This is a genomic window from Acidobacteriota bacterium (assembly GCA_020853395.1).
GTDB lineage: Bacteria > Acidobacteriota > Vicinamibacteria > Vicinamibacterales > SCN-69-37 > JADYYY01.
This window is the reverse complement of record JADYYY010000007.1, coordinates 163,945-179,698: the sequence shown is the minus strand read 5'-3', so window position 1 is coordinate 179,698 and position 15,754 is coordinate 163,945. Positions and strand designations below refer to the sequence as shown.

The window sequence follows — 15,754 nt, the reverse complement described above, 5'->3', positions numbered from 1 at the left end:
GACGTACCTCAGGGAAGCGGGGCGGGCGGAAGCGTCAGCACTTCCACGAGACCCCAGCCGGTGTAGACGAGCAGCATGACGAGCAGACCGGCCCCGAGCAGCAGGAACACGTTGTCGAAGAGGCGCTGGCCGAGCGGCACGGCGTCGTCGGAGTGAGGAGTCTCAGCAGGAGTGCGCATGACATGCACGGTACCCCCGCACCCGGAGGGCCGGGTATGACACTCGTCATACGGTTTGCAGGATGCGGCGCCTACGATGAAACCGTGAAGGCGCGGGCCCGATGCTGAAGACGATCGAGCGCGCGATGCTCGGGCTCGTGACGAGAGCCGATGCGATCGCGAACCGGCTCTATACCTGGCGGTTCAATCCCCTCTACCAGAGCGGCACGATTGCGGTGGCGATGTGGCTGGTGCTGCTCGTCACCGGGGTCTGGCTGCTGCTGTTCTATCGCGTGGGCGCGCCATGGGAATCGGTGAGCCGGCTGACCGGCGACCTCTGGCTCGGCAACTGGGTGCGGGGCCTGCATCGGTACGCGACCGACGCGGCGATCGTCGCGACCGCCGTGCACGCCGTCCGGATGTTCGCGCAGGCGCGAAGCTGGGGCGCACGCACGATGGCGTGGGTCACCGGCGGGCTGCTGGTGGTGCTGCTCTACCTCTGTGCGTGGACCGGCTACGTGATGGTCTGGGACACGTTCGGCGAGCAGCTCGCGGTCGCCGGCGCGCGGATGGCCGACCGGCTGCCGGTCCTGTCGGAGCCGGTGAGCCGCGCGTTCACGGGCGAGCGCCCGGTGCCGAGCGTGTTCTTCTTCATCACGCTCTTCGCGCACATCGGCGTGCCGCTCGGCATGGGCGTCATGTTCTGGCTGCACGTCAAGCGGCTGCAGCGGCCGATGCTGCTGCCGCCGCGTCCGCTGCTGTGGACCGTGGTGGGCCTGCTGGCCGCGGTCGCGATCGCGCGGCCCCTGGTCATGGTGCCGAAAGCCAATCCGTTCGCGCTGCCCACCGTGGTGCCGGCCGACGTCTTCGTCGCGTTCTGGCTGCCGCTCAGCTCGAGGATCGGCGGCGGCGCGCTCTTGGCGCTGCTGACCGGCGCAGCCGCGGCGTTGTTGGTCGTGCCCGCGTTCACGCGCCGGCCTCGGGGGGCGAGACCTCCGGCGTCGACGGTCGATCCCGACGTCTGCACGGGCTGCACGCACTGCGCCACCGACTGTCCCTACGGCGCCATCGAGATGGTGCCGAGGACGGACGCGCGTCCGACGCTCGTCGCCGAGGTGAATCCGGATCTGTGCGTGAGCTGCGGTATCTGCTCGGCGTCCTGCGCGCCGATGGGCATCGGACCGGCGGGCCGCACGGGGCGGGACCAGCTCGCGGCGGCCCGTGAGGTCATGACCACCGTGCGGCACGGCAGCGTCGTCGCTCTCGGCTGCGAGCGCGGCGCCGGGCGATTCGCGCCGGCGATCGAGTCCGCTGGCGCCGCCTTCCGGCCGGTCTCGTGCGCCGGCAACCTGCACACGTCCGTGATCGAGCGCCTCGTTCGCGACGGCGCCGGCGGCGTGCTGGTGATCGCGTGTCCGCCTCGCGACTGCTGGAATCGCGAAGGGCCGAAGTGGCTGGCCGAGCGGATGTTCCAGGGGCGCGAGGCCGAGCTGCAGCCCAGAGTACCGAGAGCGCGCGTGCGGATCACCTACGCTGGCGCCCATGAATCCGCGCTGGCGCTCGCGGCAGTGCGCGCGTTCAAGGCCGACATCGCGGCGCTCGGCACGGCCGCGCCGGAACCGGTCGACGCCGGCGACGCCGCCGTGTGCGAGACCGTCCCCGAGGAAGTGCTGAGATGACGATGGCTCGCGTGATCGGGTTGGCGGGTGGCATGATCGCGGCCGCGGGAATCGCCGTGCTCTCGCAGGTCCCGCTGCCGCAGTCAGGCGGCCAGGAGGCGGTGCTGCGTCTGACGTGGCGCGCGCGCCCCGAGCGCATCGAGGAGTGCCATGAGCAAAGCCCCGACGCGCTGAAGGCGCTGCCGCCGCACATGCGGCAGCCGGTCATCTGCGAGGGCGCGAACGCGTCCTACCAGTTGGAGGTCCTCCGGGACTCCACGGTGCTGCTCACGGCGCCCGTGCACCCCGGCGGACTCCGCCGCGACCGGCCGCTCTACGTTTTCCACGAGATTCATGTGCCGGCTGGTCCGGCCGACATCACCGTCCGGTTCACGCGCATCGGCGGCGACACGGCGGGCGCGCCGGATGCGAACGCCACGTCCGCCGGGCGCGACGCGTCGCGTCGGCACGAGGAGCTGATCGAGGCGGTGCCGGCGGCCCTGACGTACAACGCGCGGCTGGACTTCTCGCCAGGACAGGTACGGCTCATCAGCTACGACCCCGAACGGCGCGCGCTGTTCGAGATTCGACCCTGACGAGGGCGCGAGTTGAGCGGTGAAGGTGGGTGGTGAGATTGGAATGCCGGGTGGCGAGTGACCGCAGCCGATCGCGTCGGGGCGAGCGAGGCTAGCGGGCTTTCTGGACGGCGGCGACGAGCGGCGCCGGATCCTGCCGGACGCCGACCTGGCGGTGCCGCACGACGCCGCGGCCGTCGATGACGAAGATCATCGCCGAGTGCGCGATCTCGCCGTTCTCCTCCTCGCGGTACTTCACGCCCAGCACGGCGGCCAGATCGCGCACGCCTTCCTCGGATGCCGCGTACAGCGTCCAGCGGCTCGTGTCGAGCTCGTGCGCCTTCGCGAACTGCTGCATCGCGGCCGGCGTGTCGCGCCCGGGGTCGAGCGAGAACAGCACGTAGCGCACGTCGCGATCGACGCCGGCCAGTTGCCGTTCGATCTGCTTCATCTCCTCGGTGATCATGATGCAGATGGTCGTGCACGACGTGTACACCATCGCGGCGACCATCACGTGCCCGCCGAGGTCCGCGAGCTTCAGCGTGCGGCCCGCGTGGTCGACGAGCGGAAGGTCGAGATCGAAGATCGACTCGCCCGTGAGCGTTCCGTCAGGCGGCAGATCGCGGGAGGCGGCCGGCGCGGATGCCGCCGCCGATGGCTGGCGGTCGCCGCACCCGGCGAGGCTGCTGGCGGCGACGGTCAACGCCAGCACGAGGCCGGCGGTGCGTGCGATCGGCGACGCGGTCATCGTGTTCCTCCGGATGGCAGGTTCCGGACGCCGCGGAAGCCCAGGCTGCCGACGGCGTACCGCGCCTGCAGGCTGCTCCGCAGCGCGTAGCGCATGAATGCCGGATAGTTCTCGAAGTCGGCGGCGCCGCTCGCGCCGCTGCCGCAGTACAGCGACCGCTCGAGCGCGCTGTCGGCGCGTGATTCGCCGCTCACCAGCGCGGAGTTGAAGTCGAGCGTCCACTCCCAGACGAGTCCGTGCAGGCCGCGGATGCCGTACACGTTCCGGAAGCCGGTGCGTACGGATGGCAGCGGATCCGGCACCGCCTGACCGTACCAGACGCGCAGACGGTCGATGAAGGCCGCGTCGCGCGACGCGTCGCGTCGCGTTTCGCTCGCCGCCGCCGCGTACTCCCACTGATCGACGGTCGGCAGCTCCTTGCCCTGCGCTTTCAAGTACGCGCGCGCGGCGAACCACGACACGTTGACGACCGGGCTGTCGGCGGGCGCCAGCGGACCGGGATCGAGCTCGTCCTTCCAGTGCGAGAGATACGATTCTTCGGCGAAGAGCTTCTTGACACGCCACTTGCGCCACTCGGGATGCTGGCGCACGAACTCCAAGTACTCGCCGTTCGTGACGGGGAAGACGTCCATCTGGAACGCCTCGACGCGGCGGGAGACCGGGACCGCCGGCGTCGCGGCGCCGGCGCGCCCCGGCCCCGCGGCGGTCGGCGACGTGGGCGGACGGTAGAGCGGCACGTACGAGCCGGCCGGCACGGTCACCATCCCGGCCGGAGGCTTCGAGACCGCGGCGTCGCGGCGCTCCTGCGCCACGACGCCGGCGGTGCTCGCGAGACAGACGACGAGGATGGCGGCCCTGGCCGCCACCCGTGTCGTCTCATCCCGTCGTCGTGCCTTCATGAACACGTTCCGTCGCTGATGGCGTGCGCGAGCGTCACTCGGCCGCCGGCGCACCGGCCTTGGCCGGCGCGGCCGCGCGGACCGCCGCCACTTCGGCTGGCGTCACCTCGAACCCGGCGTTGCCCCAGTTGTTGTACACGTACGTCAGCACGTTGGCGATCTCTTCATCCGACATCGTCAGCGCCGGCATCACGCTGTTGAACTTCTGGCCCTTCACCGTGACCTCGCCGCTCAACCCGTGGACGATGGCCGAGATCGCACGCCGTTTGTCGGCGTTGAGGTAGTCGGACGCGGCGAGCGGCGGGAACGCGGCGGCCAGACCCTGGCCGGCCGGCTGGTGGCAGGCCGCGCAGGTGCCGGCATACGACGCCTGGCCGCGCGTGATCCGCTCCGCCTTGTTCGTGGCCGGCGGCCGCGGAATGCCCGCCTGCGGCACGGACTGAATCGCGCCGCCTTCGGGCTGATAGATCTCGTCGGACTGCTTGCCCGAGTACACGCGCGCGTTGTCCGGCCCATCCACCTTGATCTGCCCGAGCGCGCCCTTGTTGAACGCGCGGAAGAGCGAGTGGTCCACGAGGATCAGCGTGCCCGGCACTTCGACCTTGAACTCGACGATGGTCGAGCCGCCGGCCGGGATCATCGTCGACTGCACGTTGTGGTTGACCATCGTCCCGCCTTCGTGCACGACGTTGTCGAAGATCTCGCCGATGACGTGGAACGACGAGACGATGTTCGGGCCGCCGTTGCCCATGAAGAGCCGGATCCGCTCGCCGACGCTGGCCTTGAGCGCCTGGTCGCCGCTGATCGCGCCAACCGCTCCGTTGAACACGACGTAGTCGGGCGTTTCGGTGAGCGCCTTCTCCATGCTGAACGGCTGCAGGCCGGGCGCGCCGTAGCGGCCCTGCGTGTAGAACTCGCTCTGCATCACGTAGTACTCACGGTCGACCTTCGGCAGGCCCTCGCGTGGTTCGACGAGGATCAGGCCGTACATGCCGTTCGCCACGTGCATGCCGACCGGTGCGGTGGCGCAGTGGTAGACGTAGAGCCCAGGATTGATCGCCTTGAACGAGAACTTGGAGGAATGCCCGGGCGCGGTCATCGACGCCGCCGCGCCGCCGCCCGGCCCGGTGACGGCGTGCAGATCGATGTTGTGCGGCATGCGGCTCGAGGGGTGATTGCTCAGCGTGAACTCGACTTCGTCGCCTTCGAGCACGCGGATGAACTTGCCCGGCACCGCGCCGCCGAACGTCCAGAACGTGTAGTCCACGCCGTCGGCGAGCCGCTTGACCACTTCGGTGACTTCCAGGTTCGCGACGACCCTCGTGGGCGTCCGCCGCGTGATGGGCGGCGGCACGTTCGGCGCGTCGGTCATCACCGCCACTTCCTGGCCTTGCACTTCCAGCGTGGCGGCGTCCTGCCGCGGTGGCGTCCCGCACCCGCCCAACACGACGATCGTCGCCATCCCCGCCATCCAACCCGCCCCTCGTCCCGCCATATTCCGAGTCATTGCTCCTCCTGCCGCCGACGCCCTCCTGCAGGGCGCATGCCTGATCGCTCTTCGCTACAAGCCTTATACGATCTCCACCCCATGCGGCGGTATGAGCAACGTCATACAAGGGCAAAGGGCAGAGGGCAAAGGGCAAAGGTAAAGGGTATAGGGAAGAGGGAAAAGGAAGGGCAAAGGGGGCAAGGGAAAAGGACGGCAAAGGTCACAGGGGCCAAGGGCCCAGCCGGCCCCAGAGGAGCCAGCGGCGACAGGCGGATGAGGGAAAACGCGGGCTGCTGCGGAGTTTTGGGGGCCCCTTTTCCCTTTGCCCTTCCCTTATCCCTTCCCCCTTTACCTTTGCCCTCTGCCCTTTGCCCTTTGCCCTGACGACGCTCCAGACAAGAAAAAAACGCCTGTCCGAGACCGGACAGGCGTTGTGGTGAGCGTCGACGCGGGGCTACGCGAGCACGCGGATGACGACGCGGCGGTTCTGGGCGCGGCCCTGGCGGGTCTTGTTGTCGCCGGCCGGTTTGTCTTCGCCGTAGCTGATCACGTTCATCCGGTGCAGCGGGATGTGGTGCTGCTCGTAGAGGTACCGCTTCACCGCGTCGGCGCGGTCGAGGCCGAGCCGCTCGTTGTACACCTTGTCGCCGACGTTGTCGGTGTGGCCTTCGATCTCGAAGTAGGCGCCCTTCGGATCCGACATGAGCTGGTTGACCACCTCGTCGATCTTCGCCTTCGCCGTGTCCGGCAGGTCCGCTCCGCCGAACTTGAAGTTGCCCTGGTCCTCGCTCAGCACCACTTCGTAGACGATGCGCTTGGCGGCCTTGTCGACTTCCTCCACCTTCGTCATCGCGCGGCTCGCCGCCTCGTTGGCCGCGACGGCCTTCGTGTCGGCGGTGGACGCCGCCGTGCCGGCGCGATCCGCCGCGCTCTGGGCCGCGCCGGCCCTCGTGTCGACGTCGCCGATCTGCTGCCCCAGCTTGGCTTCGCTCTCGCGCTGACGCTCCTGCGTCTGCTCGAGCGCCTGGCCGAGCGAGTCGACCTTGCTGCTCACCTGGCCGACCTGGTTCCGGACGAACCCTTTCGTGGCGCACGCCGCCGACCCCGCGGTGGCGAATGCGAACACGCTCAGGACAATCAATGACTTCCGCATGTGAGACCCCCTGTGTGACTTACAGACCTTCCCGCGGCCCCTGGACGACGTATCCGCTGCGTGCCCGCACGACGAGATCCTTGTCCCGCATGCGCAGCTCGATCGGATGCCACCCCGTCTGGCGGCCTGGTTCGAACGCGATGAGATACTGCTGGCGCAGCTCGGCGACGATCTGCTTCGCGGCCTGGCCCGTCTGCAGCGGACCGACACCGACATGAATCTCGCCCCCGGTCCAGTGAGCGAGATTGGCCAACGGGCCGCTCATGGCGGCATCGACCAGACGTGGATCGTCCACGGTCGACCGGCCGAACCGATCGAAGGGCGAGACCACGACCATGATGTAGACCGGCACGTCGATCGAGCTGGCGATGCCGGACACCTGTTCCGCGGACAGCCGGCTCCAGTTGTCCGCGCCATCGGTGATGGCCACCACCGCGCGCCGTGGGCTGCCCACCGTGGCGAGCACACGGCCGGTTTCGGCGATGGCGTCGAAGAGCGAGGTCGCGCCGAACGGACGCGACACGGCATCGAGCTGCGAGAGGATGTCGCCCGGCGCCGGCGCGAGCGATTGCAGTTCGCGCAGTCGGGAGTCGAACACGTACAGGCCAGCCTGGTCCACGCCAGGCGTGAGCGTGCTGATCAGGTGATACGCTGCGTCATGGGTGGCCTGCCGCCGCGCGGCCACGCCCATGCTGCCGCTGAAGTCCACGAGCAGCGCGAGGCTCACCGGGCCCGCGTCGCTGCGGAAGTCGGTGATCGGCCGCCGTACGCCGTTGTCGAAGAGTTGGAAGTCCTCGGGCTGCAGGCCCAGCACCGGCCTGCCGCGCCGCGTCTTCACCGTCGCCGCGACGGTCACGCGGTCGACGCCGGCGCGAAACACCGGGGCGTCCTGCGGCTGCGACGCGCTCGCCCACGTGGCGGTGCAGCCGATCACAGCGACGAGGACGCTCGCAAGACGACGCATGACGCTCCCCAGATTTTCAAGTTCCTTGCCAATCGGAACGTCGGTCGAAGTGGCCTGAGGCTGTAGGGGACTACGGTGGCGCACGGCGGGCATGTAAAACTTACCATCGTTTACGGGGGGGGCCTCGATGAACGCACTACGCGTCGTTGTGCTGGCCGTCGCGCTGATGGGCGCGATGGGCCAGGGCAAGGCGCCCGATCCGCTGATCCAGGCGCGCCAGCTCTACAACGAGCAGCGCTACGACGCGGCCATCGCGCAGGCCGAGGCCGCGCAGCGCGTACCCGACCTGGCGCCCGCCGGCCTGGTCGTGATGGCGCGCGCGCGCATCGAACGGTATCGGGCATTGTCGGACCCGCGCGACTTGACGCAGGCGCAGGACGCGCTGCGGCGCGTGCCGGTGGAGCGCCTCGACCCGCGCGATCAGGTCGAGTACACGATCGGCCTCGGTCAGTTGCTGTTCCTCGACGATCAGTACACGTTCGACGATCGCTACAGCGCCGCGGCCGAGCAGTTCGAGGTCGCGCTGGCGCGCGCCGATCTGCTCGATGCGGACAGCCGCGATCGGCTGTTCGACTGGTGGGCGCTGTCGCTCGATCGGCAGGCGCAGTTCGGTCCCGAGCACACCCGCCACGCCGGCTACGAGCGCATCGTCGCGCGCGCGGAAGCGGAGATCGGACGGCATCCGACCTCGCTCGCGGCGAGCTACTGGCTGGCGGCCGGCGCGGCCGGCGTCGACGACGCCGCGCGCGCGTGGGGGGCGGCGGTGGCGGCCTGGGCGCGCGCCGCGTCGTTTGGCGACCGCGGCGCGTCGCTGCGCGACGATTTGGATCGGCTCGTCACCCAGGTGATCCTGCCCGAGCGCGCGATGCAGCTCGCCGCCGGCGCGGACGCGCGCGAGGCGCTCACGTCGCTCCTGGCGCAATGGCAGCAGGTGAAGGAACGCTGGAAGTAAGGGCTCGCTAGCCCTTGACGAGCTCCCTGGCCACGGCCGCCGCCTTGGCGGCGAGGTATTCGGCGTACAGATAGTTGCGAATCTGGAGCGCCTGCCGGGCACTGCGGATGAAGCTGGCGACGCTGTCGTACTGCGCGCGGGCCGGCGCGGCGAGCTCTTTGTACTTCACGCGATCGAGGTTGCGCTGCGCCTCGTCGAGCAGCGTGCGCGTTCGTTGTTCGAGGCCGCTCGAGTCGATCGTGGTCTGCAGGACCGTCGGCGTTTCGGCGGCGGGGGCGGCGGGCGCTGCGGCCGGAGGCGGAGGTGTCGATGCGGGCGGACGCTCGGCCGTTCTCGCGGGTTGAGACTCGCGTGGGCGCGCGAGCGGTTCGGGCGCCGGAGGCGGCGGCTCGGGCGCGACATCGGGATCGGGGAGCGGCACCGGCACGGCGACCCGCGCCGGCGCCTGCGGCGTCATGAGCGCGATCGACGGCATCGTCCGTGCCTGCGTCTTGGCGCACGCCGATATCGCTGCACACGCGGCCGCCACCATCACGAGCCGCGCGGCGATGGTCATGTCACTCATTATACGGACTCGACCGTGCGCAGGCCGAGCGTGCCGGTCGGCGGCAGCGCGCGCGGTGCGGCGACCGGCGCCACGCGGAAGCGCAGGCGGAACGTCGTCCCGTGACCCGGCACCGACTGCACCTCGATGTGGCCGTCGTGCAGTTGTACGGTCCGGTACACGAGCGAGAGGCCGATGCCGCTGCCGTGCTCCTTCGTCGTGAAGTAGAGATCGAAGATGCGCGCCAGATGGTCGGGCGCGATGCCGACGCCCGTGTCCTCGAACGCGATCTCCACGTCGTGCGGCGCGCCGATCCGCGCGCCGATCCGCAGCCGGCCGCCAGTGGGCATGGCTTGACAGGCGTTGAGCGCGAGGTTCAGGAAAGCTTGCTGGAGCAGGCCGGAATCACCGCTGATGGCTGGCAGCGACGCCGGGACGTCGAGCCGCACCTCCACGTGCGACTTGCTCGCCTCGGCGGCGATCACCGGCATGATGCCATCGAAGAGCGGCGCGAGCTGCACCGGCTGGAGCTGCAGCTCCTCCGGACGCGTGAAGCGCAGGAAGCCCTGCACGACCTCGTCGAGCCGCCGCACCTGCGCGCCGATCACCGTCACGTGCTCGAGCGCCGCCGGCATGTCGGCGACCTGCATCTTCAGCAGCTCGAGGTGGATCATCGTCGCGTTCAGCGGGTTCTTGACCTCGTGCGCGATGCCGGCCGACAGTCGTCCGAGCGCCGCGAGCTTGCGCGAGTAGTTGAGCGTCGACTCCACCTGGTTCAGGTAGGCGAGATTGCGGGCGACGAGCATCGCGCCGAGCGCCCGCCCGTCGGCGTCCTCGACGAGATGGGCGAGCACGAGGCGCTTGCCGACGCCGGGCACGTCGACGGTCGTGGACTCGAGCGACTGATGGCCCTCGAGCACCGACGCCACCGCCGTCCGGAACGGATGGCCCTGCGGCAGAAACCGGTCCACCGGCCCGCTCGCGTCGCCGAGCACCGTGCGCATCGCGGGATTGGCGAAGAGCAGGCAGCCCTGCTGATCGAAGAGCGCCACGGCGTCTTCCAGGTTCTCGACGACGGATTCGAGCGTGGCCCGTTGGCTCGCGAGCTCGGTTCGATCGGCCGCGAGCCGCGCGCTCACCGCCTTGAACGAGTCGCCGAGCTCGGCGAGATCGGCATCGCCCTTCAGGTCGACGTTGACGTCGATCTCCCCGCGGCCGAGCCGGGCCAGGCCGCTTCTGACGACGTGAATGGGCCGGAGCGCGACCTGGGCGAGCAGCATCGCGACGAGCGACGCGAGCACGATGGCCAGCGCGGCCGTGGCGAGCGGCGTCCGGAGCTGCTGGTTCAGCTCGCGCCGGAGCAGGAGCGTGGAGATCCCGACGCGGACCGACCCGAACTCGGTGTCGCCGATGAGCAGCGGCCGGCGGTACTCGAACGAGCGGCCGCCTTCCGCGTAGATCGCGCTCGCCTGCGCGGCCGGGCCTTCGTTCAGGAGCGCGGAGATGTCGTCGGCCGGCGTCGCGCGCGATCCGATGATCAGCGGATCCGGGTGCGCGACGATGCGCTCCTGCGTGTCCACGATCTCGGCATACAGCACGTTCTCCGAGTACGCGCTCGCCTGCAGGATCGACTTCAGGCCATCGTCGCGCCCGAGCAGCTCGAGCGGATCGCCGCCGCCCGTCAGCAGCACGTCGAAGGCGCGATGGGTGATGGCGTTGGCGAGCAGCTCGGCGCGTGCGCGCGTCTCCTCGAGCCAAACCTTCGCCAGCGACGAGATGTACCAGCCGCTCAGGAGCACGACCGCGAGGCCGACGATGAGCGTGACGCCGGCCACCTGCTTGGTCTTGATGCTCGGCATCTCACTCGCGCTGCGCCGCGCCCTCTTCCTTCATGCGGTTCAGCTTGTTGTGCAGCGTCTTGAGGCTGATGCCGAGCATCTCGGCCGCGCGCGTCTTGTTGCCGCCGGTGTGCTCCAGCGTCACCTCGATCAGCCGGCGCTCCGCCTCGTCGACCGTCGTGCCCGGCGTCAGCCCGGTGAACGCCGCGGTGCCCGGGCCGCCACCGGCCGCCGGCGACGCCGGGGCGCCCACCGCCGGCGCGAAGACCGGCAGGTCCTCCGGCTCGATCAGGTCGCCCTTCGCCACGATCGTCGCGCGCTCCATCACGTTCCGCAGCTCGCGCACGTTGCCCGGCCAGTGGTGCCGTTCGAGCGTCTGCATCGCGGCGTCGGAGATGCCGGCGAGCTTCTTGCCGTTCCGATCGCCGAACTCGCGGAGGAACGCCTGCACGAGCAGCGGGATGTCGCCGCGCCGCTCCCGGAGCGGCGGCAGGCGGATCGCGAAGACGTTGAGCCGGTAGTAGAGATCTTCGCGCAGCTTGCCCTGCCGTACCGCCTCCGCGGGCTCGACGTTCGTCGCGGCGATGACGCGGATGTCCACCGTCTGCTCGCGCTGGCCGCCGAGCGGACGGAACGATCGCTCCTGCAGGACGCGCAGCAGCTTCGCTTGCGTGGCCGGCGTCATCTCGGCGATCTCGTCGAGGAACAGCGTGCCGCGGTTCGCCAGCTCGAACGCGCCTTGCCGCCGGGCGAACGCGCCGGTGAACGCGCCTTTCTCGTGGCCGAACAGCTCGGACTCGAGCAGCGTGTCGGGAATGGCGGCGCAGTTGAGCGGCACGAACGGCTGCATCGCCCGCGGGCTGAGCTGGTGGATCGTCTGCGCGACCAGCTCCTTGCCCGTTCCGGATTCGCCGCTGATCAGCACCGACGCGACGGTGGGGGCCGCCTGCTCGACGAGCTGATAGATCTTCCGGATCTCCGCGCTCGCCCCGATCATCTTGCCGAACGTCCCGCGCTCCTGGAGCTGCCGGCGCAGCAGCCGGACCTCGCGCTGGGTGCCGTGCCGCTCGACGATCTGGTCGAGCAGGATCTTCAGCCGCTGCGGATCGATGGGCTTGCTCAAGTAGTCGTACGCGCCCTGCTTGATGGCCGACACCGCCGTCTCCACCGTGCCCTGCGCAGTCATCAGCACGACGGTGATGTCCGGATGCTCCTGCCGCAGGTTCACGAGCAGTTCCAGGCCGTCCATCCGCGGCATGACGAGATCGCTCAAGACGATCGTCGGCTCGACGGCCGCGATGCGCTCGAGTGCCTCGCGGCCGTCGCTCGCGGCTTCGACCGCGAATCCCCAGCTCCGAATCAGTTGCTGCAGCCCCACCCGCTGCGCGGCGTCGTCTTCGACGACGAGGACGCGGTCCGATTCGACTCCCGGCTTGGCATGCATCACTACTACCTTAATTACATTTGGATGGTTCGGCCATGCGCGATTGCGTGCGACTAGCCGTGGCCGATCCTGAAGCCGACGGCCAGCGCGACCAGTGAGAGGCCGACCTGGCCGGCGATGTTCCAGAGGGCAAGGCCGAGATGGCCGCTGCGCAGCAGCGTGAACGTGTCCAGGCTGAACGACGAGAACGTCGTGAACCCGCCGAGCACGCCGACGATGAGAAACGTGCGCGTGTCCGGGCGCAGGTCGATCCGCGCGCCGGCGAGCAGGCCCGCGAGAAGGCCGATCGCGGCGGATCCCAGCACGTTCACCACGAAGATCCCCGTGGGGAAGATCGAGCCGGGCGCCAGCCGGTGCACCGCGCCGTTGAGCGCGTGACGAGCCATCGCGCCGAGGCCGCCGCCGATGCCGATGAGCAGCCAGGTCATGCGGGCCCCGCCAGCACGCTGTCGTAGAACTGCTCGTAGCGCGGCACGATGGCGCCGGCCGAGAACCGCGCGCGGACGTCGGCGGCCGCCGCGGCTGCCATCACGGACCTCCGCGCGGCGTCCTGGAGCAGCCCGATCGCCGCGCTCGCCATGCCCTCGACGTCGGTCGGCTCGCAGAGCACACCGGTCCGCCCATCGTGAATCACCTCCGGCAGGCCGCCCACGCGCGACGCGACCACCGGTACGCCGCACGCCATCGCCTCGACCGCCGCGAGGCCGAAACTCTCCTGCGCGGACGGCAGCAAAAACAGGTCCGCGCTCGAAAGCCACGGCACGAGGTCCTGCTGCTCGCCGACGAACTGGACCCACTCGCCGATGCCGGCATCGGCCGCCTGCTGCTCGGCGGCGGCCCGGTCCGGACCGTCGCCGATCATCACGAGCCGCGCCCTGACGGCGCTCCGGATGCGACTGAAGATCTCGATCACGACCGGCACGCGCTTCACCGGCCGGAAGTTGGAGACGTGCACGATGACGGCCTCGCGCGATTCGCAAAGCCGGGCGCGCAGGTTCGTCTCCGGATGGCGCGCCCAGACCTCGATGTCCAGGAAGTTCGGGATGACCGCGATCTCCTTCTCGATCGCGAGCGCCGACGTCGTGTCGCGCTTCAAGCTCTCGGAGACGGCCGTGATCCCGTGCGACTGCTGGATCGAGAAGGCGACGACGTCAGCGTAGGATCGGTCGCTGCCGACGAGCGTGATGTCCGTGCCGTGCAGCGTCGTCACGGTGCGGGGCGGCGGCGTGCGATCGGCCGAGAGCACCTGGTGGGCGAGGTAGGCCGCGGTGGCGTGTGGCACCGCGTAGTGCGCATGGATCAGGTCCAGCCGGTGTTTGCGCGACACGCGCACGAGCGTGTTCGTGAGCGCGAGCAGGTACTGCGGCTCGCGGAACAGCGGGTAGCTCGGTACCTCGACGCGCTCGAACGTGAGCCCGCGCGACGCCCACCGCCAGCGGAACGGCAGCTCGCTGCTGACCAGATGGATGTCGTGCCCGCGGTCCGCCAGCGCGAGCGCCAGTTCGGTGGCGACGACGCCGCTCCCGCCGACCGAGGCATAGCAGACGATGCCGATCCTCACCTGCCGGCCCGATCGAGCTTGAAGAGCGAGCCGCGGACGATCGGCTCGCGAACGACGATGCCCTCGGCGAACGCGACGCCGATTTGCGCGCCGAACTGCGCGTCGCGGCTTTCGATCAACTGCTGGAAGGCGCTCGCCGTCAGGCGCGTGGCGACGGCGGACGGATCCTGCGGCGCGAACTGCGTCCGGTGGCAGGCGAGCGCCGCGCGTTTCGTCTCGTAGTGGGCCGACACGTCGATCACGAACGACGGCGTCGTCGAGTTGTTGATGAAGTAGTAGCAGAGCCAGTCCGGCTGCCAGCGAGCCTGGTCGGTGACGAAGCGGCGCAGGCCGCTGCGGAAGGCGGCCAGGTCGAGCACTCGGCTGGCCGCCCCGTGATCGGGATGCCGATCGTCCCAGTAGGGCAGGGCGATCGTCCGCGGCTGGTGCGTCCGGATGAGATCCACGGCCGCGCGGAGGATCTCGACGCTCGGCACGATCCCGCCGTCGGGCCAGCCGAGGTTCACGCGCCAGGCGGCGCCGAGCACGCGGGCGGCCGCGTCGGCTTCCTGGACGCGATCGTCGGGCGTGCCGTTCGAGCCCAGCTCGCCGCGCGTGAGATCGCAGAGCCCGACGCGCGCGCCTTCGGCGACGTGCCGGGCGATCGCGCCCGCGAGGCCGATCTCGAGATCGTCCGGGTGCGGCCCGAACACGAGCAAGTCGACGGCCATATCACGAGGACTTTAGCACTTGCGTCTCTGCGGCCGTGGGCCGGATAGTGGATCGGCATGGTCTCGGGCCGCACGGTTGTCGCCGCACGCGTTCGCGAAGGAATCGTGAGCCATCGATGGCGGCTCACCGCGCTCGCGCTCGCCGTGCTTGTCGCGATCGGCGCTACACAGGTGAGCCTGCCGCCGGCGTCGAGCACGCGGTTCGACGCCGCGCGGCTGCTGCGCGACCTGCAGGTGCTCTCCTCGGACGACATGGAGGGCCGGCTGATGGGCAGCGCCGGCAATGCAAAGGCGAGGGCCTACCTCGCGAGCCGGTTGCAGGCCGCCGGCCTGCGGCCGATCGGCGGCACGTACGAGCATCCGTTCGTCGTCCCGGCGCGCGGACCCGGCCGGCCGCCGGCTCAGGGCGTCAACCTCGTCGGGATGATCGACGGGACGCGCCAGCCGCGGCGGTACGTTGTCGTGAGCGCGCACTACGATCACGTCGGCGTGCGCGGCGGCCAGGTCTTCAACGGGGCGGACGACAACGCGAGCGGGGCCGCCGCCCTCATCGCCGTCACGGAGTACTTCCGCGCGCATCCGCCGCTCAACGCGCTGCTCGTGGTGGCGTTCGACGGCGAAGAGAGCGGGTTGCTCGGCTCTCGCGCGTTCGTCCGCGCGCCGCCGGTCGATCGCGGGGCGATCCTGATCGACATCAACGCCGACATGCTCGGCCGCGATCCGAACGACGAGCTGTTCGTCGTGGGCGCGGCGCGCCAGCCCTTCCTGCGGCCGCACATCGAGCGCGTCGCCGTGACCGCGCCGGTGCGCTTGCGCATGGGACACGAGGACCCGACGGGGCGGACGAGCGACGACTGGACGGAGGACTCCGATCAGTTCGCCTTCCTCGAGGCCGGCATCCCGGCGATCTACGTGGGCGTCGAGGACGAGCCGTTCCATCACCAGCCGGCGGACGACTTCGAGACGATCGATCATGGCTTCTACGTTCGAGCGGTCGAGACGCTGATCGCGCTCGTCGAGGAGTTCGATCGCCGCTTCACGGGCGCGACGCGCTAGGCCCT

16 protein-coding genes are annotated in these 15,754 nt (G+C 70.0%); 4 read left to right on the top strand and 12 right to left on the bottom strand.

The annotated features are described in order from the left end of the window. Window positions 1-8: 8 nt before the first annotated feature. Complete coding sequence (locus IT184_06565) at window positions 9-179, bottom strand: hypothetical protein (protein ID MCC7008462.1); 171 nt, start codon at window positions 177-179, stop codon at window positions 9-11. 101 nt (window positions 180-280) lie between these two features. Here IT184_06565 and IT184_06560 point away from each other — a divergent pair, with 101 nt between their 5' ends. Together IT184_06560 and IT184_06555 are read left to right on the top strand one after the other, a co-directional pair. Then, a complete protein-coding gene (locus tag IT184_06560) occupies window positions 281-1,837 on the top strand; it encodes a hydrogenase iron-sulfur subunit (GenBank protein ID MCC7008461.1) in 1,557 nt (518 codons plus the stop codon). Further along, window positions 1,834-2,412 (top strand): hypothetical protein, encoded by a 579-nt coding sequence (locus IT184_06555; GenBank protein MCC7008460.1) that lies wholly within the window; start codon window positions 1,834-1,836, stop codon window positions 2,410-2,412. The genes IT184_06560 and IT184_06555 overlap by 4 nt, the downstream gene beginning before the upstream one ends. Window positions 2,413-2,503: 91 nt before the next feature. Here the strand turns inward: IT184_06555 and IT184_06550 are convergent, their stop codons facing one another. The 5 genes from IT184_06550 to IT184_06530 form a co-directional block, all read right to left on the bottom strand. After that, the gene (locus tag IT184_06550; GenBank protein MCC7008459.1) at window positions 2,504-3,139 is read right to left on the bottom strand and encodes an SCO family protein; all 636 of its coding nucleotides are present in this window, start codon (window positions 3,137-3,139) and stop codon (window positions 2,504-2,506) included. Then, window positions 3,136-4,038 (bottom strand): formylglycine-generating enzyme family protein, encoded by a 903-nt coding sequence (locus IT184_06545; protein MCC7008458.1) that lies wholly within the window; start codon window positions 4,036-4,038, stop codon window positions 3,136-3,138. The genes IT184_06550 and IT184_06545 overlap by 4 nt, the downstream gene beginning before the upstream one ends. Before the next feature lie 34 nt (window positions 4,039-4,072). Further along, window positions 4,073-5,509 (bottom strand): nitrite reductase, copper-containing, encoded by a 1,437-nt coding sequence (nirK, locus tag IT184_06540; GenBank protein MCC7008457.1) that lies wholly within the window; start codon window positions 5,507-5,509, stop codon window positions 4,073-4,075. Between the two features lie 472 nt (window positions 5,510-5,981). Continuing rightward, entirely contained in the window at window positions 5,982-6,680 is a 699-nt protein-coding gene (locus IT184_06535) for an OmpA family protein (protein ID MCC7008456.1), read from the bottom strand. A gap of 19 nt (window positions 6,681-6,699) precedes the next feature. Next, on the bottom strand, window positions 6,700-7,644 hold the full coding sequence (locus tag IT184_06530) for a VWA domain-containing protein (protein ID MCC7008455.1): 945 nt from the start codon (window positions 7,642-7,644) through the stop codon (window positions 6,700-6,702). A gap of 127 nt (window positions 7,645-7,771) precedes the next feature. Here IT184_06530 and IT184_06525 point away from each other — a divergent pair, with 127 nt between their 5' ends. Next, window positions 7,772-8,596 carry a hypothetical protein gene (locus IT184_06525; protein MCC7008454.1) on the top strand — a complete coding sequence of 275 codons (825 nt, stop codon included), beginning with the start codon at window positions 7,772-7,774 and terminating at the stop codon, window positions 8,594-8,596. Between the two features lie 7 nt (window positions 8,597-8,603). Here the strand turns inward: IT184_06525 and IT184_06520 are convergent, their stop codons facing one another. From IT184_06520 to bshB1, 6 genes are read right to left on the bottom strand one after another with little or no spacing between them, the layout of a single operon-like run. Then, window positions 8,604-9,152, bottom strand: a complete 549-nt coding sequence (locus IT184_06520; GenBank protein ID MCC7008453.1) for a hypothetical protein — start codon at window positions 9,150-9,152, stop codon at window positions 8,604-8,606. A gap of 8 nt (window positions 9,153-9,160) precedes the next feature. Further along, window positions 9,161-10,999, bottom strand: a complete 1,839-nt coding sequence (locus tag IT184_06515) for a PAS domain-containing protein (protein ID MCC7008452.1) — start codon at window positions 10,997-10,999, stop codon at window positions 9,161-9,163. Window position 11,000: 1 nt separating this feature from the next. Then, a complete protein-coding gene (locus IT184_06510) occupies window positions 11,001-12,422 on the bottom strand; it encodes a sigma-54-dependent Fis family transcriptional regulator (protein MCC7008451.1) in 1,422 nt (473 codons plus the stop codon). Window positions 12,423-12,475: 53 nt separating this feature from the next. Next, window positions 12,476-12,850, bottom strand: coding sequence for a fluoride efflux transporter CrcB (gene crcB / locus IT184_06505; GenBank protein ID MCC7008450.1), 375 nt, complete (start codon window positions 12,848-12,850; stop codon window positions 12,476-12,478). Beyond that, window positions 12,847-13,983, bottom strand: a complete 1,137-nt coding sequence (bshA, locus tag IT184_06500; GenBank protein MCC7008449.1) for an N-acetyl-alpha-D-glucosaminyl L-malate synthase BshA — start codon at window positions 13,981-13,983, stop codon at window positions 12,847-12,849. The genes crcB and bshA overlap by 4 nt, the downstream gene beginning before the upstream one ends. Then, window positions 13,980-14,693, bottom strand: coding sequence for a bacillithiol biosynthesis deacetylase BshB1 (gene bshB1 / locus IT184_06495; GenBank protein ID MCC7008448.1), 714 nt, complete (start codon window positions 14,691-14,693; stop codon window positions 13,980-13,982). The genes bshA and bshB1 overlap by 4 nt, the downstream gene beginning before the upstream one ends. Window positions 14,694-14,750: 57 nt before the next feature. Between bshB1 and IT184_06490 the strand changes: the two genes are divergently transcribed. Next, window positions 14,751-15,749, top strand: coding sequence for a M28 family peptidase (locus tag IT184_06490; GenBank protein MCC7008447.1), 999 nt, complete (start codon window positions 14,751-14,753; stop codon window positions 15,747-15,749). The last annotated feature ends 5 nt before the right edge of the window (window positions 15,750-15,754 follow it).